This is a genomic window from Exiguobacterium sp. s36 (assembly GCF_018618345.1).
Taxonomy (GTDB): Bacteria; Bacillota; Bacilli; order Exiguobacteriales; family Exiguobacteriaceae; genus Exiguobacterium; species Exiguobacterium chiriqhucha.
Map to the genome: position 1 here is coordinate 911,139 of NZ_JACSLW010000001.1, position 22,523 is coordinate 933,661.

Below are 22,523 nucleotides of genomic sequence, written 5' to 3' on the forward strand. Positions count from 1 at the left end.
CATTAAAAATACCTCGAGCGTTACCACTCGAGGTCTCGTTTTTCAAATCCGCGTTAACACGTTATCGAGCGTAAGACCGGTCGTATCCGTGAAGACAATGTCCGCTTCGGTCAATACAAGCGGATCGCCGATACCGACGGCAAACATACCGGCCGCATGAATCGCTGTGATTCCGGCGACGGCATCCTCGACACCGACACAATCTTTCGGTTCGACAGCTAGCGCTTCGGCCGCTTTCAAGAACACTTCTGGATGTGGTTTCGAATCCACGACGGTTGCTGCATCGACGATATGGTCAAACGCATGGAGCAAGCCGAGCTGGCGCGTCACCATGTGAGCGTTCTTTGACGCCGACGCCATCCCAATCTTATAGCCTGCCTCTTTTAGTTCGCTTAAAAACGTCTCGACTCCTGGCAGAATATCATCGCTCGTAATCTTCGAGATGAGTGAGACATAGTGTTCATTCTTTTTCGTGGCGAGTCGTTCCTTCTCTTCGAGTGAAAAATCGTTCTCTCGGCCTCCGAGGCGAAGGATCCGTTCGAGCGACTCGGTCCGGCTAACGCCTTTGAGCGTCTCATTGAACTCACGGTCAAACGGGATGCCAAGGTCTTCGCCGAGTGCTTTCCAAGCCAAATAATGATATTCGGCACTATCGGTGATGACACCGTCTAAATCAAAAATGAAAGCTTTCATTGTCAATCTCCTTATTTGTCCCCACCGATTCGCAATCCTTGCATGAAGTACTTATTCAGCAAGATATACAAAATGATGATTGGAATGATACTGACGACCGAAGCTGCCATGATGTAGTTCCACTGTGTTGCGTTTTGACTTTGGAACGACTGCAGCCCGAGCGTCAGCGTGTATTTCTCAGGCGACGTGATGTAGAGGAGCGGTTTTAAGAACTCGTTCCAGAAGCCAAGGAATACGAAGACGGCTTGCGTCGCGACCGAAGCTTTCGCCATCGGAAAAACGATGCGCCAAAACGTCTGAAACCGGTTGAGGCCATCGACTTGTGCCGCTTCTTCGACTTCGCGAGGGAAGTTGATGAAGAACTGTCGCATCAAGAAGATGTACGCGAAGTTGATTGCCCCGGGAATAATCAAGGCGGAATACGTATCGAGAATCCCGAGCGAGCGCATAATCAAATAGTTCGGGATGAGCAAAATCTGTCCCGGTACCATCATGACTGCGAGGATCAAGAGGAATAAATAGTTCCGTCCTGGGAACCGAAGCCGCGCGAGTGAATAACCCGCCATCGTGTTGAAGATGACGTTCACGATTGTCCCGACCGTCGCAATCAGAAACGAGTTCAGGATCCAACGCGGGAACAGTGGGTCTTTCGTAAAGATATGTTCAAAGTTGGCGAGTGTCGGGTTTTCCGGCCATAGCGTCAGTCCCCCGGCCACAATCTCACTATACGGTTTGAACGATGCGAGCACTGCCCATAGGAATGGATACAGTGTGACGAGCGCGTAGGAGATGAGAATGACGTACATCACGATACGCGGCCATTTTTTCTTTTTCATATCCATTCCTCCTTAATAGTTGGATTCTTCCTTGTTCAACTTACGGGCAAGCATCGACACCGTGAAAATGATGACCGTCAAGATGATAGCCAGCGCTGACGCATAGCCCATCGTCCCGATCGTCTTAAACGCATATTGATAGATGATGAGCGAGAAGGTGAGCGTCGCATTGTTCGGTCCCCCGGTTCCTCCGGAGATGATATACGCCTGATCGAACAATTGGAAGCAACCGATAATCCCCATCAATAAGACGTAGTTTGTGACCGGCGTCAAGTTCGGTACCGTGATCTTCATCAATTTTTGCCATGCGTTCGCCCCATCGAGTGACGCCGCTTCATAGAGTGACGATGGAATATCTTGCAGTCCCGCCAAATAAATTGTCATGAAGAACGGCACCGTCGACCAGATGTTCATGACCATGATGGTCGTGAGCGCAAAGTCGGTCTCGTTGATGAAGTTGACGGGTGCCTCGAGAAACCCAAGACTGACGAGGACGTTGTTAATTGGACCGTTCAAACTGAATAAGAACATGAAAATCATCGTGAGCGCCGAACTCGATGTGAGTGTCGGCAAGAAGTAAATCGTCCGGAACGTGTTTTGAAACCGAATCCCTGAATTAAGGACGGCAGCCATCAACAGGGCAATCGCCGTTTGAATCGGTACGACGAACAACGCATATCGGAACGTATTTTTCAATGCGGTCCAGACCCGGTCATCGTTCCACGCGTTGACGTAGTTTTCAAAGCCGACCCATTGGAAATCGATGCCGCCAAATAAATTGACGCGCGTAAACGACAAAAACAGCGAGTACGCAATCGGAAGTAACGTGAATGTCACTAAGATGATCAGCGTCGGCAACATGAACGTGAGGCCCTGCATCGATTCACGACGGTTGCGCTCACTACCTTTTTTCTTTTTAGGCGGTGGTGCTTGCGATGCCGCATCCGTACGCCGATTGATTTCGAGCTGTGTGCCCATATGATCCTCCCTCTCCGAACACAACGAGGCTCGCGCGGTTACGCGAGCCCAATTGTTTCTTTATTGCAATTGCGTCTCGATGTCTTTATTCGCTGTCTCTTCTGCTTTTTTCATCGCTTCTTCAAGCGTCATGTCGCCTTTTAGAGCTGCCGGCAACAAGTTATTGTATTCACGGGCAACGATTGAGAGTGAGTCCCCTTTTTGCCAAGGAGTCGCATACGCTCCAGCAGCAACAAACGGCGCTTTCAACTCATCGTCTTGAAGGTTAAGCTCTTCTGCAATTGATTTGAGTGACGGCAAGACGCCTGCCCCTTCAGACCAGATTTTCATGCCATCTTTTGAAGTCGCGTAATCGATAAACTCCCAACCCGCGGCTTTTTCTTCCGAATCACTATTGAGTGAGTACGATACCGTGAACATCATCGAACCGCTATCGCCACCGATCGTCGGAACTTCTTTCGTTCCCATCTCGACATCCGGGAAGTTCTGCTGGATATGTGAAATCGCCCAGTTCCCTTCAATCATGATGGCAGCTTTTTCAGCCCCGAACGAGTCACCGGCCCAACCTTGACCAAGGTCGGCTGGACGTTGAACAAGTTTGTCTTGATAGGCATCCACAAGCGGTTGCAAGGCAGCGATTTGATCTTGTTGCGACAAGACCGCTTTCCCGTCTCCATCGACGATATCTGTGCCACCTGATTGAAGTACGAACATATGACGCGCCAACTCAGATGATGTGATGGCTGGTGTCACACCCGATGGGAGCTCGCCCTGCAACTCTTTCAAGAACCCAGGAAGTTCTTCCATCTCCGTCGGAATATCGTCCGCTGTGAATCCGGCATCCTCAATCATCTTCTTGTTATAATAGAGACCGAGCGTCGAGTAGTCTTTCGGTAGCCCGAACAATTGGTCTTCCGATTTGAACGCATTGATGGCCGGCTCATAAAAGTCGCCTAAATCTTTTTCGGTTTGCTCTACATATTGATCGAGTGGCTCGAGCACCCCTTGCTTCGAAAGTTCAGGAGCGAGAAACGCATCAACGTAAAAGACGTCTGGTGCTGTTCCGCCTACAAGGTCTGTTTGAAGTTGCGTTTGATAGTCGTTATACACTTTCTTCTTCACTTTGATGCCCGTCTTGTCCGTGAAAGCCGCTAGCAATTCATCGAACGCTTTGACTTCAGCGTCTGTCCCTTTCCATGTCCCGACCGTGATTTCTTTTCCTTCGAGCTCAGACGGGTCTGAAGCGACTTGTGCTTCCTCCTCGCCGCCACATGCGGCAGTAAAGACAAGACCCGATAGCATGAAAACAGATAATGGCTTTGATACTTTTTTATTCATGTGTAATTTCCTCCTCATGGATGATCAAACTCGAATTAAAGTAACCGCTTTCAACTCACAACCTGATTTTATACCCGAAACGTTTCGGAAATCAAGTATTATTTTTAAACGGGTTACAAAGCCCCATTTTTAGAGGTTTACAGACCTCGCACTATGCGTCTAGACTATAGATATCTAAATCAAATTTGAATATTAACCATAACGTTTTCATAGAGAAGGAGTCTACCACCATGGCCACTTTGAAAGATGTCTCCAAAGCGTCAGGCTTTTCCGTCACGACCGTGTCCCGTGCATTGAACGGGTATGACGATGTAAATAAAGAGACGCGGGACAAGATTATGAGCGTCGCTAAAGAGCTCGGTTACAGTCCGAACATCCTCGCCCGTAGCTTAGTGAAGAAGCAATCAAAGACAATCGGCTTTCTCGTCACCGACTTGAAACGAGAAAGTGTGAAGGATAATTTTCTGTTCGAGACGCTCTGTGGCGTATCGGATGAGCTGTCCACGCTCGATTATGAGTTCGTCCTCCTCTCGACGACGACTTCTAAACAAAAAAATAAAACATACGGTCAGATGTGCGCCGAACGCCAGCTTGACGGTGTCGTCATCCAAGGGTTGAAACGCGATGACCCATACTTGCTCGAAGCCATCGAGAGCACTGTTCCTTGCGTGCTAGTCGATATTCCTGTCGAAGGCGTGAACACCGGATACGTGACTTCGAATCAACTCGAAAGCGCCAAACAGGCCGTCCGCTATTTGATTCGACTCGGACATCGTCACATCGCCTTCATGAACGGCGCCGCCCACGCATATGTCTCGACGGTCCGGTATGACGCGTATCGTCAAGTGCTTCAAGAAAATGGGATCGAACTTCGTGATGAATACGTATTGAACGGTGATTTCGAAGAACTCGCTTCCAAAGGCGCTGCCTTGCCGTTTTTACTGAACCATCCTGAGGTTACCGCATTCTTCTGCGCTTCCGATGTGATGGCGCTCGGTGTCCTTCAAGCCACGCGCGAACTCGGCTTGAATGTGCCAGAAGATCTATCAATTATCGGGTTCGATAACATCTTATTGTCCCAATATGTGTCCCCGCCCCTCACCACTGTCGGCCAACAGCCGTACGAGATGGGACGGAAGGCCGCTTCGATGGTCGTCCATATCGTCGAGGGACAAGACGTGCCGCACGAGGCGTTCGTCAATAATGAGCTGATTCTAAGAGAATCGGTCGCAAAAAATCGGCGATGATCACTCATCGCCGATTTTTCGTATCGTCATAAACGCAAAGATGCCGACGGTCGCCCAATATAAAACAGATAGCATCGGCACAGTGACCGGTAATAAAGCGATGACCGTTCGCACTAACAGCGGCGCCGTGATGCCATAAGCCGTAATCGTCCACGCCTCTTTGTAGCGAATCGGCACGAAGCGACGGAATCCGAGTCCTGCGAGGGCAAGGAAAGAAATGACGACGAGATGAATCAACACGTCCACGACGATCGCCCCATAAATGTAGAGCGGGTAGAACCATTTCAAATCCTCTAGAATTCGTGCGACATCTCGTTCCGTCAATTCCGCCTCGCCTAAAAAAACGAGCAAGCTACTGTATTCCTTCAACTCAGTCGAAACACCACTACGTTTGAATACCCAGCCCGAATCCACCAACAAGAGCGTCTGCAACGCATCCGTTTCACGCTCCTCTCCTACCATCACTGCCAAATCCAGCACTCCCATGTTAAACATGAACGGTTCTTCATAACGGATTCCTTGATCCGTGACCGTAAAAGCCGGCAAATCCGTCGCTATTTCGTTCGATTGGTTCACCCATTTCAAACCAAATACGAGCACATTCGCCAATAACACCGCGATGATCACATAGAAGATTGACTTCCAGATTGATTGTTTTCTCCACGCTTGTACCTTTTCGAATTGAAACCCAAGACTAGCAATCACCTGCTCCATGTCAAACCTCTTTTCTAAAACGTTTCTGACCCCATTTAATCACGTTTTCCAAGCTAAGAAAAGGAATTAAAATAAAATTGGTATTGAATATCCGAAACGTTTCGGATAGAATGGGGTCGAATCAAGAAAGCGCTTTATCATACAGGAGGTTACAAGGTGACGAATACACTGATGAACTATACGACTGGTACTGGAGAGTTACAACATTGGCTCGTCTCAGAGGACGGGTTCCGCACTAAATGGCTCGGTAAAGGGGAAGCCGTCTTTTCACTCGGAAACGGCTATATGGGACTTCGTTCGGTTACGGAGGAACACTATGCCAACGAGCAACGAAATTTATTCGTCGCTGGAACATTCAACAAATTTGCTGACAACGAAGTAACAGAACTGCCGAATGCGGCGGATGTGTTATGGATGGAGTTCACATTGAATGGAGTCCGCTTTGATTTGACGCAAGGTGAGATCCTCGCCTACCGCCGCACGTTAAATTTGAAACAAGCCGAGCTAGTTCGTGAAGTGACGTGGCAGAGTCCTGACGGTGGCGTCTATGATCTCGTCTTCCACCGTTTCGTATCGATGGCCAACTTGCATGTCATTGCCCAACGTGTCACCGTCACACCAAAGCAAGAGAGCGTGTTGACGATGACATCCGGGATCAATGGACAAATGACTAACAGTGGGGTCCAACACTTTTTAGAAGGCGACAAACGTCTCTATGACGGTCGATTCATGCAGCAGTTACAAACGACGACAGAATCCGGCATCGACTTTGCTTTCCATAGCGTCCACCGATTCAGTCAAAATGAATTATTCGAACCGAAATCCATCATCAAGATGGACCGTCGCCAAATCTTCTTCGACTATTCAAACATTGTCATCCCGGCGAACGAGACGCTGACAATCGAGAAATATTCGACTGTTTTCACTTCCCGTGATCAAGAATTGACAGTAGAAACGACAGCAGAACTTGCAAACTATGCTTTGAGTGTGACGCGTGAAGTCGAAGCACGTGGCTATGACCGTTTGTTTATCGATCACGTCAATGCTTGGGACAATCTCGTCTGGTCGCACGCACCGATCACTATCGACTCAGAAGAAATGTTCGATCAGTTGGCCGTTCGGTTCGCCCAATATCATTTGGCAGTCATGACACCGAAACATGACAATCGGATGAACGTCGCGGCGAAAGGTTTATCAGGTGAAGGTTATAAAGGGCATACGTTCTGGGACACAGAAATCTTTGTCTTACCTTACTACACGTACACAAACCCTAAAATCGCACGTAGTTTGCTCGAATATCGTTATCTCTCGTTGCCAGGAGCGCACCGAAAAGCGAAAGAGAACGGATATGAAGGCGCGATGTTCCCTTGGGAATCGGCATGGCTCGACGACGGTGAAGTCACACCGGTCTGGGGTGCAGCCGACATCGTGACAGGTGAAGCCACAAAAATATGGTCTGGTTTTATCGAGCAACATATCACGTCTGACATCGCGTTCGCGGCTTGGCAGTACTATCATGTCACTGGTGACCAAGACTTCATGGACAGTTACGGCTATGAATTGCTCATCGATACGGCTAAGTTCTGGGCGAGCCGACTTGAGTGGGATGAAGCGGAGGGTCGTTATGAGATCAATCAAGTCGTCGGTCCCGATGAATATAAGGAACATGTCGACAACAACGCGTTCACGAACTATACGGCGCACTGGAACATCCAAACAGCGATTGAATACGTGGAACTGCTCCGCAATGAGAAACCAGAGCTATTCCAGCGGTTGAACGAAAAGCTCGACCTTGAGACGGCTGTCGAACGGTTCCGCCACGTCCTTGATTTGATTTACTTACCGCAAGTCCGTGAAGACGGTGTCTTGCCACAAGATGATACGTATTTGCAGAAAGAAATCATCGATTTGACGAAATACAAAAATCAAGAAAACGTCGGCTCGATGTTCTACGACTACAATCTCGAGCAAGTGAATGAGATTCAGGTATCGAAACAAGCAGACGTCATGATTTTGATGTACTTGCTCGAAGACTTGTTCTCGACAGACGTCAAACGTGCCAACTGGGAGTACTATGAGCCGAAGACGCTACATGATTCGTCGCTCTCTCTGTCGACACACAGCGTCCTCGCCTCTGACCTCGGAGACCAAGAACTCGCTTACGACTTGTTCCGTCGCGCGTCTGAAATCGATCTCGGCCCGAACATGAAGACGTCTGACGCAGGAATCCACGCAGCGTCGCTCGGTGGGATTTGGCAAGCAGTCGTCAACGGATTCGGCGGTGTCCGGATGACAGGTGGAAACTTGCGCATCTCGCCAATGCTCCCGAAAGCGTGGAACGCCCTCACGTACTCGATTGATTGGAAAGGTGAGACGCTCAACGTTCAAGCGTCTCAAGATCAAGTCACAATCACGCGTCGCACGCCTTCGACCGAACCGCTCGTCATCGAAGTGTACGGAGAGACACGAGAAATCACGGATACGTTCACAAGCGAAGTGTTGTCCGTATGAGCTATCGTCCCCGTTACCATTTCGCTCCGCCCTTCGGTTGGATGAACGACCCGAACGGACTCTGTCAGTCCAACGGTGTCTATCATTTGTTTTATCAATATCATCCGTTCGGTGTGGAGTGGGACGATATGCACTGGGGACACGCCACATCGACCGACCTCTTTCATTGGGAGCACAAACCGATAGCGCTTCGGCCAGATCATGACTATGACCGTGACGGCGTCTTCTCCGGAAGCGCCTTGGTGAAAGACGGAGTCCTTCATCTCTACTATACCGGCAACACATGGCTCGACGAGAAGCGGGAGGCGCTACATCAAGTCCAGTGCCTCGCCACGTCCGTCGACGGCGTGACGTTTGACGTTTGAAAAGGCTGCGGAGAATCCGCTCATTTCTGAAATACCACAACAGGGAAACGCTCACGTCCGGGACCCGAAAGTATGGGAAGTAGATGGTCGTTTCTATATGGTGCTTGGCACACGTGACGCGACGGACGGGAAAGTCGTCTTGTACGACTCTGATGACGCTATCCATTGGTCTGAGCGCGGCGTCATTGCCGGCGAAACCGGACGCCACGGTTGGATGTGGGAATGCCCCGATCTCTTCTCGCTTGACGGTCAAGACGTCTTGCTTCTATCCCCCCAAGGAATGGAGCCCGACGGGGACCGGTATCACAATTTGCATCAATGCGGTTATTTCGTCGGCACGCTCGATCTCGAACTCCCGCGTTTCACGCACGGTCCGTTCACCGAGCTCGATTATGGCCATGACTTTTACGCGGCTCAAACATTTCTCGACAAGCGCGGCCGTCGAATATTAATCGGCTGGAACGCGATGTGGGAACGCGACTGGCCGGAACAAGCCGAGGGATGGACGAACCAGATGACGATTCCTCGTGAACCGTCACTTCGCGACGGTCATATATATATGACACCGATTGAAGAGATGATTTCGCTTCGACAACAGAGTCATGTGTTGGCTGGTCCGAAGTTCGAAGGAAATGCGTTCGAATTGTCGCTTTCGACACATGGCGATTTTCAATTCGACTGTTTTGGGAAAGCCGCTACTTTCTCGAAGACAGGCGATTGGCTCGAATTGACACGAGGCACAGATGTCCGTCGGCTACAGGCAATGGGCACGACGTTCCGAATCTTCGTCGACGCGTCTTCCATGGAGGTATTCGTGAACGATGGGGAATTCGTCTTCTCGAGTCGGGTCTATTCGACGTCCTCACGCACCCATCAACTACATGGCGACCTATCGGCAACCTTACACCGCTTCTAACCAATAACACCCGAGACCAGTGTCTCGGGTGTTATTTAGTGATGCGACCTTGATTGAAACCGCTCGACCTCGTCCGTCATGATGGCGTCGACACCGGTCGTGTCCGGCAGCTCGCTCGGGTCATTGATGGTGTACAGGCGAAGCAACCGATTTTGTTCGCGAATCATCGCCGCATCCCTCGTCCCGATAAATGCCGGCTGGGCATGGACCGCCTCGGCACCGACTCGTTCGACGAACTCGACGAGCTGTGGATGCCCGTCCCCGGTTAAGACGGCGATTCGCGCCTCGCGGGCGACGTCCCGTAACCGGACGAGCGTGTCCGGGTTGAACGACGAGAAGACGACGCGCTCTTCTAACTTGAACTCGGTGACGGCGAGCCACGTCAGATACTCGATTCCTTCATAATCAAATTGATCTGTCTTCAGCTCGATATTGAGCGTGACGTCGGACGGTTCAATCAAGACGAGTACTTCCTCGAGCGTCGGGATCCGTTCCCCGCTCTCCGTCCGGAGCAAGCGGAGCTGCCGAAGCGTCATATCTTTGACGAAGCCGCTTCCGTTCGTCGTCCGGTCGACCGTCTCGTCATGGATCACGACGAGGCGTCCGTCGCGCGTCAATTGGACATCGAGCTCAATGCCGTCGACGTGAGGAAACGCCGCCTTGAACGCGCTGATTGTGTTCTCCGGATACTTGGCGCTATAGCCGCGATGTGCGTAAATCAACATATCATTGTCCCAAGGTGGAAGTCGTCTCATCGGCCGCGCGCTTCAATGCCTCTTCGACCGATACGCCTTGGTATAGGCTCTCCATCGCGTTGACGACGCTTTGACGTGACTGCGGGAACGTCGAGATGAGGGCGCCTTGTGTCGCTGGCGAGGCTTTCGTCTCACTCAATTGATCGACCGTCACTTTCAGTTGCGGGTACTCGGCCCACATCTCTTTGACGATCGGCTCGTCATACGCCTCTGGGTTGATGGCGAAGTAGCCCGTCTCGACGTGCCATTTGGCCTGGGCTTCTTTCGATGCCGCATACTTCATGAACTCCCATGCGCCCTGCTTCGTCTCGTCGGCGATCCCGTCACCCATCCAGAGCGACGCCCCACCGATGATGACACCTTCACGATCGGCTTCGTTCGGCACCGGCAAATACGACGCCCCGACCTCGAAGTCAGCGTTGTCCGCCACGGTACGAATCCCAGCCGACGAGTCGAGATACATGGCAACTTTTCCGGATTGGAAAGCGGCACGCATGTCGTCCCAGTTTTGACCGACGTTCATGAACGTCTTCTCGTCATACATCTCTTTAATCAAGTTGAAGGCGTTCTGCCCTTCTTCCCCATCAAAGACAGCTTTCGTAGGTGCCCCGCTACGGCCGTTGTCGTTGTCGACATAGAGCCCGCCTTGCGCGGCGACAAGTTGCTCGAAGAACCAACCGTAGTTGAGCATCGTGAAGCCGGTCTGCCCGTCGGTCGTCAGTGCCTTCGCCGCTTGCTTCAGCTCGTCATACGTGCGCGGCGCTTTCTCTGGGTCGAGGCCTGCTTTTTCGAACGCGTCTTTGTTGTAGATGAGCACCGGTGTCGACGAGTTGAACGGCATCGAGTACTGCTTGCCGTCGACTTGGTAATAGCTCAAGATGTTCTCTTCCCAGACGCCCGTATCGAAGTCCTCTTTGTCGATGAACTCCTGGACCGGCGTGATTTTGTTCGAGTCGATCATATACTTCGTGCCGACCTCGAACGTCTGCATGATGGCCGGTGCGTCCGGTGACCCTGCGACGGCGTTGAACTTCGTGAGCGCCTCTTCATACGTGCCTTGGAACACCGGTTTCACTTCATAGTCGTCCTGTGACTCGTTGAAAGCGTCGACTTGGTTGTTGAGTGCGGTCTCTAAGTCCCCGCTCATCGCGTGCCAAAACACGACTTCTGTCTTCCCATCCGTCGTCGTGGTCGCCGCTGCCTCTTCCGCTTCTTGACTGCCACATGCCCCGAGCAATAATACCGAACTGGCCAACCCTGCGAATAATGCTTTCTTTTTCATGAACGTTTCCCCCTATTATTTGATCGCACCTTGCGTCAGACCTTCTTGTAACTGCTTTTGTCCTGCGAATAACAGCATCAGCGTCGGGATGATGATCATGATGACCGCCGCCATGACGACGCCCCAATCCGAGGCGACCTCGTTCGACTGCATCTGCTTAATCCCGATTTGCACCGTGCGCGCCTGCTCCGTGTTTGTCACGAGGAGCGGCCATAAGTACATGTTCCATGTCGTCAAAAAGCTGTATACCGACAACGTGACGAGCGGCGTCTTCGAGACCGGCAAGACGACGTTCCAAAAGAAACGGAAGCGGCTGATGCCGGCGATTTGTGACGCCTCGTACATCTCGTACGGAATCGTCTTGAACTGTTGTCTTAGCAAAAACGTTCCGAACGCGAGCGCGAAGAACGGCACCGACAGCCCCCACACCGAGTTGAGCCAGCCGAGCGACTGAATCGTCAAGAAGTTCGGTACCATCGTCGCTTCCCAGGGCACCATCATCGTCGCGAGGAAGAGCATGAAGATGAGCCCTTTCCCTTTGAAGTCGATGAAGACGAACGCGAAGGCGGCAAGACTCGACAAGACGACTTGACCGACCATGACGAGGAGTGCGACGACGAGACTGTTCCATAAGTACGTCATGAGCGGGATCCGCTCGAACGCGGCGACATAGTTGTCGAATGTGACGTCGCGTGGGATGAGGTTGCCTTTTAATACCTCACTCCCATCCATCAGGCTGATCGAGAACGCGTAGGCAATCGGGAATAGCATGACGACGGCGCTCAAGACGAGGAGCGTATACGTGACTACTTTCCGGAGCGTCATTGGTAATGCACCTTCCTTTCGACGAGTTTGAACTGGAGCCACGTCAATGCCAGCACCGCGAGAAACAAGAGCACGGCCTGCGCACTCGCCCCGCCGACGTTATAGTTGATGAACGCGTCCTTATAGATGGCGTAGACGATAACATTTGTCGAGTTCGTCGGCCCACCTTTCGTCAGCAAATCAATCTGCCCGAACGTCTGGAACGCATTGATGAGCGAGATGATGCCGACGAAGAAGAGGGTTGGTGACAGCATCGGGATGGTGATTGCTCGGAGCTGGGTCCAATACCCCGTCCCGGCGATGTCCGCACTCTCGTAAAGCGTCCGGTCGATGTTTTGCAGCCCGCCGAGAAGAATCAAGAACGTGAAGCCGATGTTCATCCAGACGGTCGCGAGCGACACGGATAGGAGCGCGTACTGCGGGTCGAGGAGCCACTGCACCCCGCTTGCCCCGACCGCTTCCAAGAAACGGTTGAAGATGCCGATGGACGGGTTGTACATGAACATCCAAATGACGGATGAGGCTGCGACGCTCATCCCCATCGTCGCCGAGAACGCAGTCCGGAAGATGTCAATGCCGCGCAGCTTCTCGTTGGCGAGGAGCGCCAGACCGAGCGCGATGATGATTGTGAGAGGGACGGTCAACAGAACGAAGCCGACCGTCGCCTGAATGCTCTGCCAAAACGAGGCGCTCGTGAACAGCTTGGCGTAATGCTCGCCGCCGACGTAACTGAGCGGCGTCCCTTGTGTGTCCGTTTGAAAGAAACTCAAGTAAATCGTCCGGAACAGCGGATAGACGAGGAAAATCCCGAACAGCGCGATCGACGGTGACAAGTAGAGGAGCCCGCTCGTCGCGTCCGATAATCGGGTCCGGACGCGTTGTCTCGGAAGGGCGACCGTCATTGGAACACCTCCAGCGCCTCGAACAGTTTCGGTTGCCGCGGTTCAATACGATTACCGTTCGTATCAAACAAAGATATCTGTTTCGGGTCGACGTAACAGGCGATTTTCTCCCCGATCGACAGCGGCCATTGTCCCGGCCATTTGGCGAGCCATTCGACGCCACCCATATCGAAGGCGAGAATCGTCTCCGTGCCGAGCACCTCGATGTTCTTCAGTTCGGCGTAGAACGTGACATCCTCTTTCGCCGGCGTGATTTGTTCCGGACGGATGCCGAGCGTCGCCGTATCTTCTCGCGTCAGCGTGTTCGGATGGAACAAACGTCCGTCCGAGGCGACCCAGCCCTTGTCACTCCGCTGCACCGGCGTCAAATTCATCGGTGGTGACCCGATGAACGAGGCGACGAACGTGTTCGCCGGCTTATTGTACAAATCGAGCGGTTGACCGACTTGTTGGACCTCACCATCGTTCAACAGCATCATCCGGTCGGCCATCGTCATCGCCTCGACTTGGTCGTGCGTAACGTAAATCATCGTCAGCTTGAGCTTGCGTTGCAGCTGTCGGATCTCCGAGCGCATTTTGGCCCGAAGTTTCGCGTCCAAGTTCGAGAGCGGCTCGTCCATGAGGCAGATCGGTGACTCGGTGACGATCGCCCGGGCTAAGGCGACCCGTTGCCGTTGTCCACCTGAGAGCTCGCGTGGCTTCCGCTTCAAATAGTCGGTCAGTCCGAGCGTCTCGGCCGCTGCTAGGCAGCGTTCGCGCTGCTCGAGCTTCGTCAGCCCTTTCGTATGTAACCCGAACGTGATGTTCTTCTCGACGGTCATATGCGGATAGAGCGCATAGTTTTGGAACACCATCGACAGTTGGCGTTCGCTCGGTTTCAAGTCGTTCGCGGCGACGCCGTCGATGCGGAGCGTCCCGCTCGTGATTGACTCGAGCCCGGCGATCATTCGGAGCATCGTGCTCTTGCCGCAACCCGACGGTCCGACGAGGGCGAAGAATTCACCGGCCTCGATTGTCACGTCGATGCCACGGATGACTTCCGTCTCGTCGTATGACTTTTTGATATTCTGCAGTTGAATCGATTTCATATGATATCCTCCTTCATTCCTTGCGACGCCCATAATCGCTCATCCCCGGTCGAGACGGCGAACGCCCCGTGGGACAAGGCTTCATGCACGTGAATCGGTTTTCGAATCATCCCACCCGTCACAATCGGCAACGAGACGTGTTCCGCGACGTGCTCGATGACACTCGGAATGAGACCCGGCATCAGTTCGAGCGCGTCCGGCTGTTGGTCTTTCGCCATCTTGATGCCTGACGAGATGGCGTCCGAGTCGACGAGGAATAGGCGCTGCACCGTCATCAGGCCGGCCCGTTTGGCATGTTGGATGACAGACGCCTTCGTCGTCACAATCCCGTCTGCGCCGACGCGTTTCGCCAAATAGTCGATGCCGTCACGGTCGAGACTGATGCCGTTGATGCGTTCGGCGTGCAGGAACACGGTCCGATTCTCGCGCTTCAAATGGGCGACGTAGCGATCGAGCGTGCTGAGCGTCCCCATCATGAGGAACGTCGTCGTCACGTCCGACTGCAGGAACTTCTCGAGTTGTTTCGGTGATTTGATGGAGGCAATCATCTTCTCTTGTCCGATCGTGCGAAGTGTTTCATTCACTTGAATCATCCTTCCCTAGAAAAAAGGACCAACAGAAACAGGACGTCATCGACGTACGGGCTTCTGTTGGTCTCTCGAATGTTCTACCGGTTGCTATTCACTTGGCATGAGGGGTCTCACAAGTCATATCGTAACGGATGAATGTAAAGCGGCCGTGAAGCAGATGCAAAAGTTTGTGAAGATGACGTAAAAAAACCGACTCATAAGGAGTCGGTTTCGTCGAGCGTCTGTCTCGCCTTCGCCAAAATGTCGGCTTTGACGGCATCGTCCCGCCCTTGCCAGTTACGGACCATCATCTTCATACGTTGGTTCTTCGCGAACCGCTCCTCGTGCTTGTCGATGAAGTGCCAATAGAGTGCATTGAACGGACAGGCGTCCTCTTCGGTCGTGTGTTTCGGATTATACTTGCAACCTTTACAGTAGTCGCTCATCTTGTCGATATATTTTCCCGAGGCGATATACGGCTTCGTCGCGAGGCGCCCGCCGTCGGCATGGAGCGCCATCCCGAGCACGTTCGGTAGCACGACCCAGTCGTAGGCATCGATATACATCTCGTTGAACCAGTCACTCGTCTGTTGTGGCGACACTTCGAACAGCGTCGCGAAGTTGCCGAGCACCATGAGCCGTTGGATGTGATGGTTATGGGCCCGCTCGATGACGGGTTTTACACTTTGATGGACGCAGTGCATGTCCGTCTCGGCGTCCCAGAAATAGCTCGGCAAGTCACGCTCATGTTTGAACGTGTTGACCGACTCGTAGCCCGGCATCGTCGCCACATAGACGGCGCGCATATATTCCCGCCAGCCGAGAATTTGACGAACGAATCCTTCGACCGAGGCGAGCGGCGCATCCGACGCAATGGCCGCTTGAACGACCTCGTCCGGTGTCAGTAGCCCGATGTTGATGGCCGCCGACAGCAGGCTATGCGACATGTCTTGATTGTCCGACAGCATCGCGTCCTGATACGGACCGAACGTCTCGAGACGTGCTTCGACGAAACGAGCGAGCGCCCGTTGTGCCTCACTGCGTGTCACCGGCCAGACGAACGGAGTGATGTCTCCTGGATGGTCGGCGAAGTCGGTCTCGATTTTTTGGATGACGTCTTTCGTGATGACGTCCGGTCGGAAATGGATCGGTGCCGGGAACGTCAGCCCGTCTTTCGGCGGCTGGCGGTTATCCGCATCGAACGACCATTTGCCACCGCGCGGCTTCCCGTCCTCGAGCAACACGTCGAACCGTTTCCGCATCTGGCGATAGAAACGATCCATCCGCCACGGCGCGTTGCCAATCGTGTCGACCGCTTTCTTCTTCGTTAAATAGAAGAGCGGCACGTCCGTATGTTCGACGAGCTTGTGCTTCTGACCGAACTGTTGCAACTTCTTCTCCATCGCGGCGTCGGTGACGGCTGTATAATGGATTTCTTCCGGTTCATATCGTGTGAAGTGGTCGTCCCATGCGTCTTGGAACGAGTCGGCCTCATGATAGTCGACCGTGTAGCCCTTTTCTCGTAGTTCCTCAGCGAAGTGGCGCATCGCCGAGAAGATGAGGACGAGTTTCTGTTTATGGTACGGCCGCCACGTCGCCCGTGATGTCGCTTCGATCATGACGATGACGTCATCCTCCTCGATATGATTGAATAGCTCGAGCTCATGAGACAGTTGATTGCCGAAAATCCAAAAGGAACGCATCGATTCAACTCCCCTCCCAAAATGGTTATGCTACACTCAATCTACATCTACTGGATACGGAAAGGAATGGTTCGATGCGCTTCATGCGTCTCCAAACATGGATTGACAGTCAATACGAGAATCCACGCGGCATCGTCGGGACGTATATCGGTGAGAAGATGGTCCGGCAACACCGGGTCGAAGTCGATTGGACGATTGAACAACTTCATATTCAGCCCGACCACCGCATCCTCGACCTCGGTTGCGGGGCCGGCGACGCGCTGGCGCAGATGCTGCGTGGCTTTGAGCACGTGCATGTGACCGGACTCGACCGTTCCCCGACCATCGTCCGCTCGGCGCTCCGACGAAATCGAACGGACGTGCAAGCCGGGCGAGCCGATGTCGTCGAAGGCGACCTCGGGACGCTCCCGTTTCCGAACGCACAGTTCGACCGTGTCTTCAGCATCCATACACTCTACTTTTGGGAAGACGTGCCTGCAGTGCTTGCCGAAATTGATCGCGTTCTCGTTCCGGGCGGGTCATTCGTCATCACCTACTGTGACGGGAAAGGTGACGTGACGTGGGATGGCATCGCGTCCATCATGCGGGAACAGTTCATCCCCGCCGCTTCCGCGCTCGGTCTGACCGATGTCGTCGAGACACGCGGTCCTGACTCGCGTGATTATCATACAGTAGCCGTGTCCGGACGAAAGCCCGTCTAACGTCAACTCCGACTCTTCCGTGTGACCGCTACCCCACCAAAGCCGCTGATGATGGCGATGTAGAAGCCCAAATCGTAGAACCAACCGGTGTTATTCACTTCATAGACGCGATACGTGTCATTGAACAATCCTAAAACGAGTGACACCGGTGCGATCCACCCGTGCCAGACGCCCCAAAAGAATCCGGCCGGGTCGGTCGTGTACGTCCCGTCGCCCGGCACACAGCCGCCGAGGACGAGCATCAAACTGAGCATGATGGCTAATAATCCGATTCGTTTCATAATGAATCCCTCCTGCTATGAGTATTCCCGGTTTTAAAGAATTCAGTACGGTTTAACGTGCGCCAGACGAACGAAAAACAAGCAGAGGCTCATGATGAGTCGCTGCTTGTTTTTCGTTACCGCCAAAGTTGGACCGTGTTCGCGAACTCGATGTCGGTCGCGATTTCCCCATCGAGGGCATGTAAATCAAAATCCTTACCATCGAGCCACTCCTGAAAATCAAAGATGACCGGGTCGCGGTCGCCACCGAGGGCGAACCACGTCTCGAGCGTCTCCGGGAAATAAGCCGCCGTGTGAATCGTGCCGGCCCAGCTCTTGTACAGCTCCGAGAAGACGCCTTTGTCCGAGTCGTTCATGAGCCGGAACGCACTCTCGGCGTCCTGGACGATATGTTGATACATCTTGATTTCCATCATCCGGCGTGTTGAATCATCAAGATGGTAACGGTTCTCGTGTTGGAGCAGTTCGAAATGGTTCGTGCAGATATTCGACTCGCGGACGCGAATGTCGCGCGGTGTCGCTTCGATGACGCGTGTCTTCGACGACTTGTCGTGGACGACATACGTGAACGAGCCGCGGTGCGGAATCTCTTGAAGCAGATCGACCGCCTCCTCGACCGTGGCGCACGTCTCGAGAATCATTCGGCCAATCATCTGGCAGACGAACCCATCCCCCGGGCGCCGGCGGTTGATGAAGTTATAACCCATGGCGAGCCCTTTCTCGTTCATCCCATCCATCCGGCCGGTGACACGTGAGACGGGACCGATGACGGCGTAACCCTCATCTGGCTGGAACACGTTATAGCGTCCATCGTACGTCATCGGGTGATAGTCATAGTTGCGGACGAGGAAGTTGTCCCCCGTCAAAATCGAACAGCCGCTGACCGGGTTATTGACCCGGAAATGACCGAAGTGAAGGAGCGTGTCGGCGAGCGTCAATTCGAGCTCATCCTGCAGGCCGAGCAGTTCTTCCCAAATCTTCGGAGCGAACCGGTCGAACGCCTGCTTCGCCTCGCGCTCGTCAATCTCAAAGCGCGGGACGCGGAGCTTCCACTGGTCGGTCCGGTTCTCGAGCAGTTTGCTGCGCTTGATGTATTGTCCTTGAAAGCGGCCAAAGTCATAGTGACTGCCGCGGAATTGTGTGAGTTCACTTGAGACGCGTTGCATGAAAAAACCTCCCTTGCGCCTAGTATAACGGACGCAACGGAGGTATGTCTGACTTGAGACTGTTTACAACTTGAACTGTCGGCTCATGCGTTGCATGTCCTCGGCCGTGTGCGACAAATCTTTAACGAGCCGGTTCATCGTCTCGCTCGTCGCCGACATCTGTTCGGTCGAGGCGGCCACTTCCTCGTTACCAGCCGTACTCTCTTCAGAAATCGACGCGATGTCAGAAAGACCACGTTTGATGTCGTCTTGGTTCGTCTTGACGCGTCCGAGCTGCCCTTGCATCGAGTTCGTCAGGCGCTGCATCTCCCGCACACTCTGTTCAATCTCATTGAAGGCGCGCTTCGTCTCCTCGAGCGTCCGCTTGCCGTCCTCGGCAGCGTACATGCTGTCCGTGAACGTCTCGCCGAGCGCGATCGAGTTTCGTTTGACGCTGCCAACGATTTCCGAAATCTCACTGACCGACCGCGCAACGCTGTCGGATAACTTGCGAATCTCAGAAGCGACGACGGCGAAGCCTTTTCCATGCTCCCCGGCACGAGCCGCCTCGATGGCCGCGTTCAAGGCGAGCAAGTTCGTCTGCTCAGAGATTTGACGGATCATCGTGACGAGCGCCGTCACTTCGTCCGCCTGTTGCTCGAAGTCCTTCACCTGGCCTTGCGACTCGCGCACTTGCAGATGGATGTTCGTCATCTTGCCGACGGCATCCTCCATCAGTTCGAGCCCTTCTGCCGTCACCCGACTGACGACTTCCGCTTGTTCGCTCACGCCGTTGCCGTCGTGCGCCGTCTGGTCGACAAGTCCCGAGAACTCATTCATATGTCCGTACAGTTTCATCGTGAGCACGCTCTGATTCTCGACACCGCCCGCGATTTCTTCCATCGTGAACGCGATTTGACGCGAGGCATCGTTCACTTCTTCCGAGATGCTCGCCACGTTGCCGCTCTCATCGCGCACCGTCTGAGCGGACGTTTGTAATCCGGAAATCAAGTCGCGGAGCATTTTCGTCATCTGATCCATCGAGGCGGTAAGCCGCTTGATCTCATCGTTCGCTTTCAACTGGATGTTGTCCATCTCACGAGCCGCCGTCGCCAAATCCCCGCTCGCGATATGGGTCGCGACACGCTCGAGCTCCCGGAGCGGACGAAGTTTCCAGCCAAGGTAGCGCCAGATGATGACCGAGGCAATCCCAAGCAAGACGACGAGTCCGATGAGAATCGGCGGCAAGCTCTCTTGCAACACGTCTTCCGTCACCGCTGCGACATCACTCGCCCCTTTGTCGATTCCAAGTACACCGATGACGTCCCCGCCTTGTTTGATCGGAACGAGCACCGTCATATAGTCCCCGTACTCTGGGTCCTCGACAATCGGTGTCGTGACGGTCCCCCCTTCAAACGCCGCTCTCGCGTCCGCAAACGATGTCGCCGTCGTCGGCGTTCCGATATCGACCGCGTCGGCCGCGCTCATACCATCGACGATGATTTGAAGCTCTTCGCCGTCGGCTGCGAGTGTGTACACATACATGGCCCCGATTTGCGTCCGATACGTGTCGAGCTGTTCCCGAAACTGCTCGAACCGTTCATCTTTCGCAGGGTTCTGTAAAAATGCCGCATACGCTTCCGCGTCGATCGCCTCGCTGATCCGGGCCCCGTCCGCCAACAGGACCGCTTGCATCGAGCTCTGTACCGTATGCTTCGTACTGACGTACTGCAACACGCCGAATGTGACGATGAGTAGCGTGATGAATGCCAACATCATCGCCAAAATCCGCGTCTGTAGCGATTGTGGTTTATTTCGTTTCATGTGATTCCCTCCATTCGTCCTTACTGTATGTATCGGACGATCTCCGAAAAAACTGCACAAAAAAACGGATGATTTTCGACAAAAATCATCCGTTCGTTCATTCATTTGTCGAATCTACAACCTCGAGCGGCATCGACACCTCAGCCTCGCCCTCTTCTCCGACATGGAAGAGAGGCAGCGTCTCGGTGACGAATAGATCGGGGTTCAAATCCGCTTGATAGACGTAAGTTCGCACATCCCCTTCGCGTTCCGCGACGAGTTCACCGAACGGAATCGGGACACGCGTGCCGTCGACTTCATAACTAATGATCGTCGTCGGATCGAGGCGACGGTCTTCGAGCATCCGAATCGTGAACAACATCGTTGAGCTGTTCGTCCGCTCGAGCGAGACCGCAATCGATTCCGATTGGCCGGCTCGCTTGTCGATCATCGCATCATCAACGTCCTGTTCAAACACGACGTTCTCCTCGACCGGATCATCTTGCACTTGTTGGCAACCGACGATGGTCGCCAATCCGAGAATCAAGGCAATCACCAATACGCGCATCTCGTTCTCTCCTCACTTCAAGGCGAAAGTGAGTTCCGCTTCACAAGCAACTTCTCCATCGACCGTCGCCACGGCGCGCCCTTTACCGATTGGTCCGCGCACTTTCAAAATCTCGACCTCGAGGCGCAATTGATCGCCCGGGACGACTTGACGTTTGAAGCGACATCCATCGATACCTGCGAAGAACGCGAGTTTGCCGCGGTTCGACTCCTGCTTGAGCATCGCGAAAGCGCCGACTTGCGCAAGCGCCTCGACGATCAACACGCCAGGCATGACGTTATAGTCTGGGAAATGTCCATTGAAGAACTCTTCGTTCGCCGTCACATTCTTTAATCCAACGGCCCGTGTGCCTTCTTCGACTTCAAGAATTCGGTCGATGAGCAAAAACGGGTACCGATGCGGGATCACTTCTTTAATCTGTTCAATCGTGTACATGGTTCCACCACCCTTATGATGTTAGCCAAAAATCGGTGATATGGCGCCACGTGTCGATGTTGAACACGTCCTTCCACTCGCCTCCGCCAATCACGCTGTACCCAATGATGGCCCCAATCGCAAGCATCACGAAAGCCAACAGCAGGACAACGATGACGCGTAACAAGATTGGGAAACGTCGATGGTTCGATAATCGCTTCCGCTCCGTCCGCTCTTTGGACTCGGTCTGTTCCGAGCCGTTCTGTTCTTCGTTCGCCACGTCCATACATCCTTTCAGCTGAATTAATCATAACATATTAGTACCTGGTATTAAAACTATTGCATGAGTTCTATATAAGTGTAACGTATCTACCATACGTCGAACAAGCGCCCGGCCTAGGGCAAGGGCGACGCTTCTGTGAAAAATTCCTGCCCGCTTCCACCTATGCTGTGCTATCGTAAGAGTATTCATCATTTAGGAGGGTTTATTTTTATGTGGAAAGAATTCAAAGAGTTTGCAATCAAAGGCAATGTGATTGACCTGGCCGTCGCCTTCATCCTCGGGGCCGCCTTCACGGCCATCGTCACGTCGCTCGTCAATGACATCTTCATGCCGTTCCTCGGCATCCTCATCGGCGGCATCGACTTCTCGACGCTCGCGGTGTCGGTGCTCGGCGTGAAGGTGACGTATGGCAACTTCCTGCAAGAAATCGTCAAGTTCTTCCTCGTCGCCTTCGCCTTGTTCATGATGGTCAAAGTGCTGAACCGTCTGAAGCGAGAAAAAGCGGTCGAAGAGACACCGGAGCCGGAACTGTCGCGTGAAGAACAGCTCCTCTCGGAGATTCGTGACCTATTAAAAGAACGCCCGTGACCAAAAGACGCCTGAACC

General features: G+C 53.3%; 24 protein-coding genes. 6 read left to right on the top strand and 18 right to left on the bottom strand.

Annotated features, from left to right (window positions below; all coding sequences use genetic code 11):
* Positions 1 to 42: 42 nt before the first annotated feature.
* The 4 genes from pgmB to KNP95_RS04545 are packed head-to-tail and all read right to left on the bottom strand — an operon-like array spanning position 43 to position 3,845.
* Positions 43 to 693 carry a beta-phosphoglucomutase gene (gene pgmB, locus KNP95_RS04530; protein ID WP_214835713.1) on the bottom strand — a complete coding sequence of 217 codons (651 nt, stop codon included), beginning with the start codon at positions 691 to 693 and terminating at the stop codon, positions 43 to 45.
* 11 nt (positions 694 to 704) lie between these two features.
* Positions 705 to 1,529 carry a carbohydrate ABC transporter permease gene (locus KNP95_RS04535; protein ID WP_084592872.1) on the bottom strand — a complete coding sequence of 275 codons (825 nt, stop codon included), beginning with the start codon at positions 1,527 to 1,529 and terminating at the stop codon, positions 705 to 707.
* A gap of 12 nt (positions 1,530 to 1,541) precedes the next feature.
* Positions 1,542 to 2,507, bottom strand: coding sequence for a carbohydrate ABC transporter permease (locus tag KNP95_RS04540; protein WP_214835715.1), 966 nt, complete (start codon positions 2,505 to 2,507; stop codon positions 1,542 to 1,544).
* Positions 2,508 to 2,567: 60 nt separating this feature from the next.
* Positions 2,568 to 3,845 carry an ABC transporter substrate-binding protein gene (locus KNP95_RS04545; protein WP_214835717.1) on the bottom strand — a complete coding sequence of 426 codons (1,278 nt, stop codon included), beginning with the start codon at positions 3,843 to 3,845 and terminating at the stop codon, positions 2,568 to 2,570.
* 230 nt (positions 3,846 to 4,075) lie between these two features.
* Between KNP95_RS04545 and KNP95_RS04550 the strand changes: the two genes are divergently transcribed.
* Positions 4,076 to 5,092, top strand: a complete 1,017-nt coding sequence (locus KNP95_RS04550; protein WP_214835719.1) for a LacI family DNA-binding transcriptional regulator — start codon at positions 4,076 to 4,078, stop codon at positions 5,090 to 5,092.
* Here the strand turns inward: KNP95_RS04550 and KNP95_RS04555 are convergent, their stop codons facing one another.
* Positions 5,093 to 5,806 carry a DUF1189 domain-containing protein gene (locus KNP95_RS04555; protein ID WP_214835721.1) on the bottom strand — a complete coding sequence of 238 codons (714 nt, stop codon included), beginning with the start codon at positions 5,804 to 5,806 and terminating at the stop codon, positions 5,093 to 5,095.
* Between the two features lie 171 nt (positions 5,807 to 5,977).
* On the opposite strand from KNP95_RS04555, the gene KNP95_RS04560 reads away from it, so the two are divergent.
* From KNP95_RS04560 to KNP95_RS04565, 3 genes are read left to right on the top strand one after another with little or no spacing between them, the layout of a single operon-like run.
* Positions 5,978 to 8,317 carry a glycoside hydrolase family 65 protein gene (locus KNP95_RS04560; protein WP_214835966.1) on the top strand — a complete coding sequence of 780 codons (2,340 nt, stop codon included), beginning with the start codon at positions 5,978 to 5,980 and terminating at the stop codon, positions 8,315 to 8,317.
* Positions 8,314 to 8,682, top strand: coding sequence for a glycoside hydrolase family 32 protein (locus KNP95_RS16040; RefSeq protein ID WP_251138460.1), 369 nt, complete (start codon positions 8,314 to 8,316; stop codon positions 8,680 to 8,682). The genes KNP95_RS04560 and KNP95_RS16040 overlap by 4 nt, the downstream gene beginning before the upstream one ends.
* Positions 8,672 to 9,598 (top strand): glycoside hydrolase family 32 protein, encoded by a 927-nt coding sequence (locus tag KNP95_RS04565; protein WP_251138461.1) that lies wholly within the window; start codon positions 8,672 to 8,674, stop codon positions 9,596 to 9,598. Before KNP95_RS16040 ends, KNP95_RS04565 begins: the two co-directional genes overlap by 11 nt.
* A gap of 35 nt (positions 9,599 to 9,633) precedes the next feature.
* On the opposite strand, the gene KNP95_RS04570 is transcribed toward KNP95_RS04565, so the two are convergent.
* From KNP95_RS04570 to KNP95_RS04600, 7 genes are all read right to left on the bottom strand, one after another.
* Complete coding sequence (locus KNP95_RS04570; protein ID WP_214835723.1) at positions 9,634 to 10,323, bottom strand: glycerophosphodiester phosphodiesterase; 690 nt, start codon at positions 10,321 to 10,323, stop codon at positions 9,634 to 9,636.
* Between the two features lies 1 nt (position 10,324).
* Positions 10,325 to 11,635 (bottom strand): ABC transporter substrate-binding protein, encoded by a 1,311-nt coding sequence (locus KNP95_RS04575; RefSeq protein ID WP_131471406.1) that lies wholly within the window; start codon positions 11,633 to 11,635, stop codon positions 10,325 to 10,327.
* A 15-nt stretch (positions 11,636 to 11,650) separates the two neighbouring features.
* Positions 11,651 to 12,460: a carbohydrate ABC transporter permease gene (locus KNP95_RS04580; protein ID WP_058764777.1), complete on the bottom strand. Its 810-nt coding sequence runs from the start codon at positions 12,458 to 12,460 to the stop codon at positions 11,651 to 11,653.
* Positions 12,457 to 13,362, bottom strand: a complete 906-nt coding sequence (locus KNP95_RS04585; protein WP_214835725.1) for a carbohydrate ABC transporter permease — start codon at positions 13,360 to 13,362, stop codon at positions 12,457 to 12,459. The genes KNP95_RS04580 and KNP95_RS04585 overlap by 4 nt, the downstream gene beginning before the upstream one ends.
* The gene (locus KNP95_RS04590; RefSeq protein WP_214835728.1) at positions 13,359 to 14,450 is read right to left on the bottom strand and encodes an ABC transporter ATP-binding protein; all 1,092 of its coding nucleotides are present in this window, start codon (positions 14,448 to 14,450) and stop codon (positions 13,359 to 13,361) included. The genes KNP95_RS04585 and KNP95_RS04590 overlap by 4 nt, the downstream gene beginning before the upstream one ends.
* Positions 14,447 to 15,034, bottom strand: coding sequence for a glycerol-3-phosphate responsive antiterminator (locus KNP95_RS04595; protein ID WP_370448784.1), 588 nt, complete (start codon positions 15,032 to 15,034; stop codon positions 14,447 to 14,449). Before KNP95_RS04595 ends, KNP95_RS04590 begins: the two co-directional genes overlap by 4 nt.
* Before the next feature lie 200 nt (positions 15,035 to 15,234).
* Positions 15,235 to 16,722, bottom strand: coding sequence for a cryptochrome/photolyase family protein (locus tag KNP95_RS04600; RefSeq protein WP_214835731.1), 1,488 nt, complete (start codon positions 16,720 to 16,722; stop codon positions 15,235 to 15,237).
* A gap of 74 nt (positions 16,723 to 16,796) precedes the next feature.
* Between KNP95_RS04600 and KNP95_RS04605 the strand changes: the two genes are divergently transcribed.
* A complete protein-coding gene (locus KNP95_RS04605) occupies positions 16,797 to 17,423 on the top strand; it encodes a class I SAM-dependent methyltransferase (protein ID WP_214835734.1) in 627 nt (208 codons plus the stop codon).
* A 2-nt stretch (positions 17,424 to 17,425) separates the two neighbouring features.
* Here the strand turns inward: KNP95_RS04605 and KNP95_RS04610 are convergent, their stop codons facing one another.
* The 6 genes from KNP95_RS04610 to KNP95_RS04635 form a co-directional block, all read right to left on the bottom strand.
* Positions 17,426 to 17,704 carry a hypothetical protein gene (locus KNP95_RS04610; RefSeq protein ID WP_214835737.1) on the bottom strand — a complete coding sequence of 93 codons (279 nt, stop codon included), beginning with the start codon at positions 17,702 to 17,704 and terminating at the stop codon, positions 17,426 to 17,428.
* A 116-nt stretch (positions 17,705 to 17,820) separates the two neighbouring features.
* On the bottom strand, positions 17,821 to 18,870 hold the full coding sequence (locus tag KNP95_RS04615; RefSeq protein WP_034779192.1) for a C45 family autoproteolytic acyltransferase/hydrolase: 1,050 nt from the start codon (positions 18,868 to 18,870) through the stop codon (positions 17,821 to 17,823).
* A gap of 63 nt (positions 18,871 to 18,933) precedes the next feature.
* Positions 18,934 to 20,673, bottom strand: coding sequence for a methyl-accepting chemotaxis protein (locus KNP95_RS04620; protein WP_214835740.1), 1,740 nt, complete (start codon positions 20,671 to 20,673; stop codon positions 18,934 to 18,936).
* Positions 20,674 to 20,770: 97 nt separating this feature from the next.
* Positions 20,771 to 21,220: a hypothetical protein gene (locus KNP95_RS04625; RefSeq protein WP_214719364.1), complete on the bottom strand. Its 450-nt coding sequence runs from the start codon at positions 21,218 to 21,220 to the stop codon at positions 20,771 to 20,773.
* 12 nt (positions 21,221 to 21,232) lie between these two features.
* The gene (gene fabZ, locus KNP95_RS04630) at positions 21,233 to 21,655 is read right to left on the bottom strand and encodes a 3-hydroxyacyl-ACP dehydratase FabZ (RefSeq protein WP_029594702.1); all 423 of its coding nucleotides are present in this window, start codon (positions 21,653 to 21,655) and stop codon (positions 21,233 to 21,235) included.
* Positions 21,656 to 21,668: 13 nt separating this feature from the next.
* A complete protein-coding gene (locus tag KNP95_RS04635) occupies positions 21,669 to 21,920 on the bottom strand; it encodes a DNA-directed RNA polymerase subunit beta (RefSeq protein ID WP_029594701.1) in 252 nt (83 codons plus the stop codon).
* Between the two features lie 207 nt (positions 21,921 to 22,127).
* On the opposite strand from KNP95_RS04635, the gene mscL reads away from it, so the two are divergent.
* Positions 22,128 to 22,505: a large-conductance mechanosensitive channel protein MscL gene (mscL, locus tag KNP95_RS04640; RefSeq protein ID WP_214835743.1), complete on the top strand. Its 378-nt coding sequence runs from the start codon at positions 22,128 to 22,130 to the stop codon at positions 22,503 to 22,505.
* Positions 22,506 to 22,523 lie beyond the last annotated feature (18 nt).

Bases quoted from the DNA above. Each gene is read 5' to 3' on its own strand.
- pgmB (WP_214835713.1), bottom strand. From the start codon at position 693: ATGAAAGCTTTCATTTTTGATTTAGACGGTGTCATCACCGATAGTGCC.
- KNP95_RS04580 (WP_058764777.1), bottom strand. From the start codon at position 12,460: ATGACGCTCCGGAAAGTAGTCACGTATACGCTCCTCGTCTTGAGCGCC.
- KNP95_RS04635 (WP_029594701.1), bottom strand. From the start codon at position 21,920: ATGGACGTGGCGAACGAAGAACAGAACGGCTCGGAACAGACCGAGTCC.
- KNP95_RS16040 (WP_251138460.1), top strand. From the start codon at position 8,314: ATGAGCTATCGTCCCCGTTACCATTTCGCTCCGCCCTTCGGTTGGATG.
- KNP95_RS04545 (WP_214835717.1), bottom strand. From the start codon at position 3,845: ATGAATAAAAAAGTATCAAAGCCATTATCTGTTTTCATGCTATCGGGT.
- KNP95_RS04605 (WP_214835734.1), top strand. From the start codon at position 16,797: ATGCGCTTCATGCGTCTCCAAACATGGATTGACAGTCAATACGAGAAT.
- KNP95_RS04555 (WP_214835721.1), bottom strand. From the start codon at position 5,806: ATGGAGCAGGTGATTGCTAGTCTTGGGTTTCAATTCGAAAAGGTACAA.
- KNP95_RS04570 (WP_214835723.1), bottom strand. From the start codon at position 10,323: ATGTTGATTTACGCACATCGCGGCTATAGCGCCAAGTATCCGGAGAAC.
- KNP95_RS04610 (WP_214835737.1), bottom strand. From the start codon at position 17,704: ATGAAACGAATCGGATTATTAGCCATCATGCTCAGTTTGATGCTCGTC.
- KNP95_RS04540 (WP_214835715.1), bottom strand. From the start codon at position 2,507: ATGGGCACACAGCTCGAAATCAATCGGCGTACGGATGCGGCATCGCAA.
- KNP95_RS04600 (WP_214835731.1), bottom strand. From the start codon at position 16,722: ATGCGTTCCTTTTGGATTTTCGGCAATCAACTGTCTCATGAGCTCGAG.
- KNP95_RS04620 (WP_214835740.1), bottom strand. From the start codon at position 20,673: ATGAAACGAAATAAACCACAATCGCTACAGACGCGGATTTTGGCGATG.
- KNP95_RS04575 (WP_131471406.1), bottom strand. From the start codon at position 11,635: ATGAAAAAGAAAGCATTATTCGCAGGGTTGGCCAGTTCGGTATTATTG.
- KNP95_RS04590 (WP_214835728.1), bottom strand. From the start codon at position 14,450: ATGAAATCGATTCAACTGCAGAATATCAAAAAGTCATACGACGAGACG.
- KNP95_RS04585 (WP_214835725.1), bottom strand. From the start codon at position 13,362: ATGACGGTCGCCCTTCCGAGACAACGCGTCCGGACCCGATTATCGGAC.
- KNP95_RS04535 (WP_084592872.1), bottom strand. From the start codon at position 1,529: ATGAAAAAGAAAAAATGGCCGCGTATCGTGATGTACGTCATTCTCATC.
- KNP95_RS04615 (WP_034779192.1), bottom strand. From the start codon at position 18,870: ATGCAACGCGTCTCAAGTGAACTCACACAATTCCGCGGCAGTCACTAT.
- mscL (WP_214835743.1), top strand. From the start codon at position 22,128: ATGTGGAAAGAATTCAAAGAGTTTGCAATCAAAGGCAATGTGATTGAC.
- KNP95_RS04550 (WP_214835719.1), top strand. From the start codon at position 4,076: ATGGCCACTTTGAAAGATGTCTCCAAAGCGTCAGGCTTTTCCGTCACG.
- KNP95_RS04560 (WP_214835966.1), top strand. From the start codon at position 5,978: ATGAACTATACGACTGGTACTGGAGAGTTACAACATTGGCTCGTCTCA.
- KNP95_RS04625 (WP_214719364.1), bottom strand. From the start codon at position 21,220: ATGCGCGTATTGGTGATTGCCTTGATTCTCGGATTGGCGACCATCGTC.
- fabZ (WP_029594702.1), bottom strand. From the start codon at position 21,655: ATGTACACGATTGAACAGATTAAAGAAGTGATCCCGCATCGGTACCCG.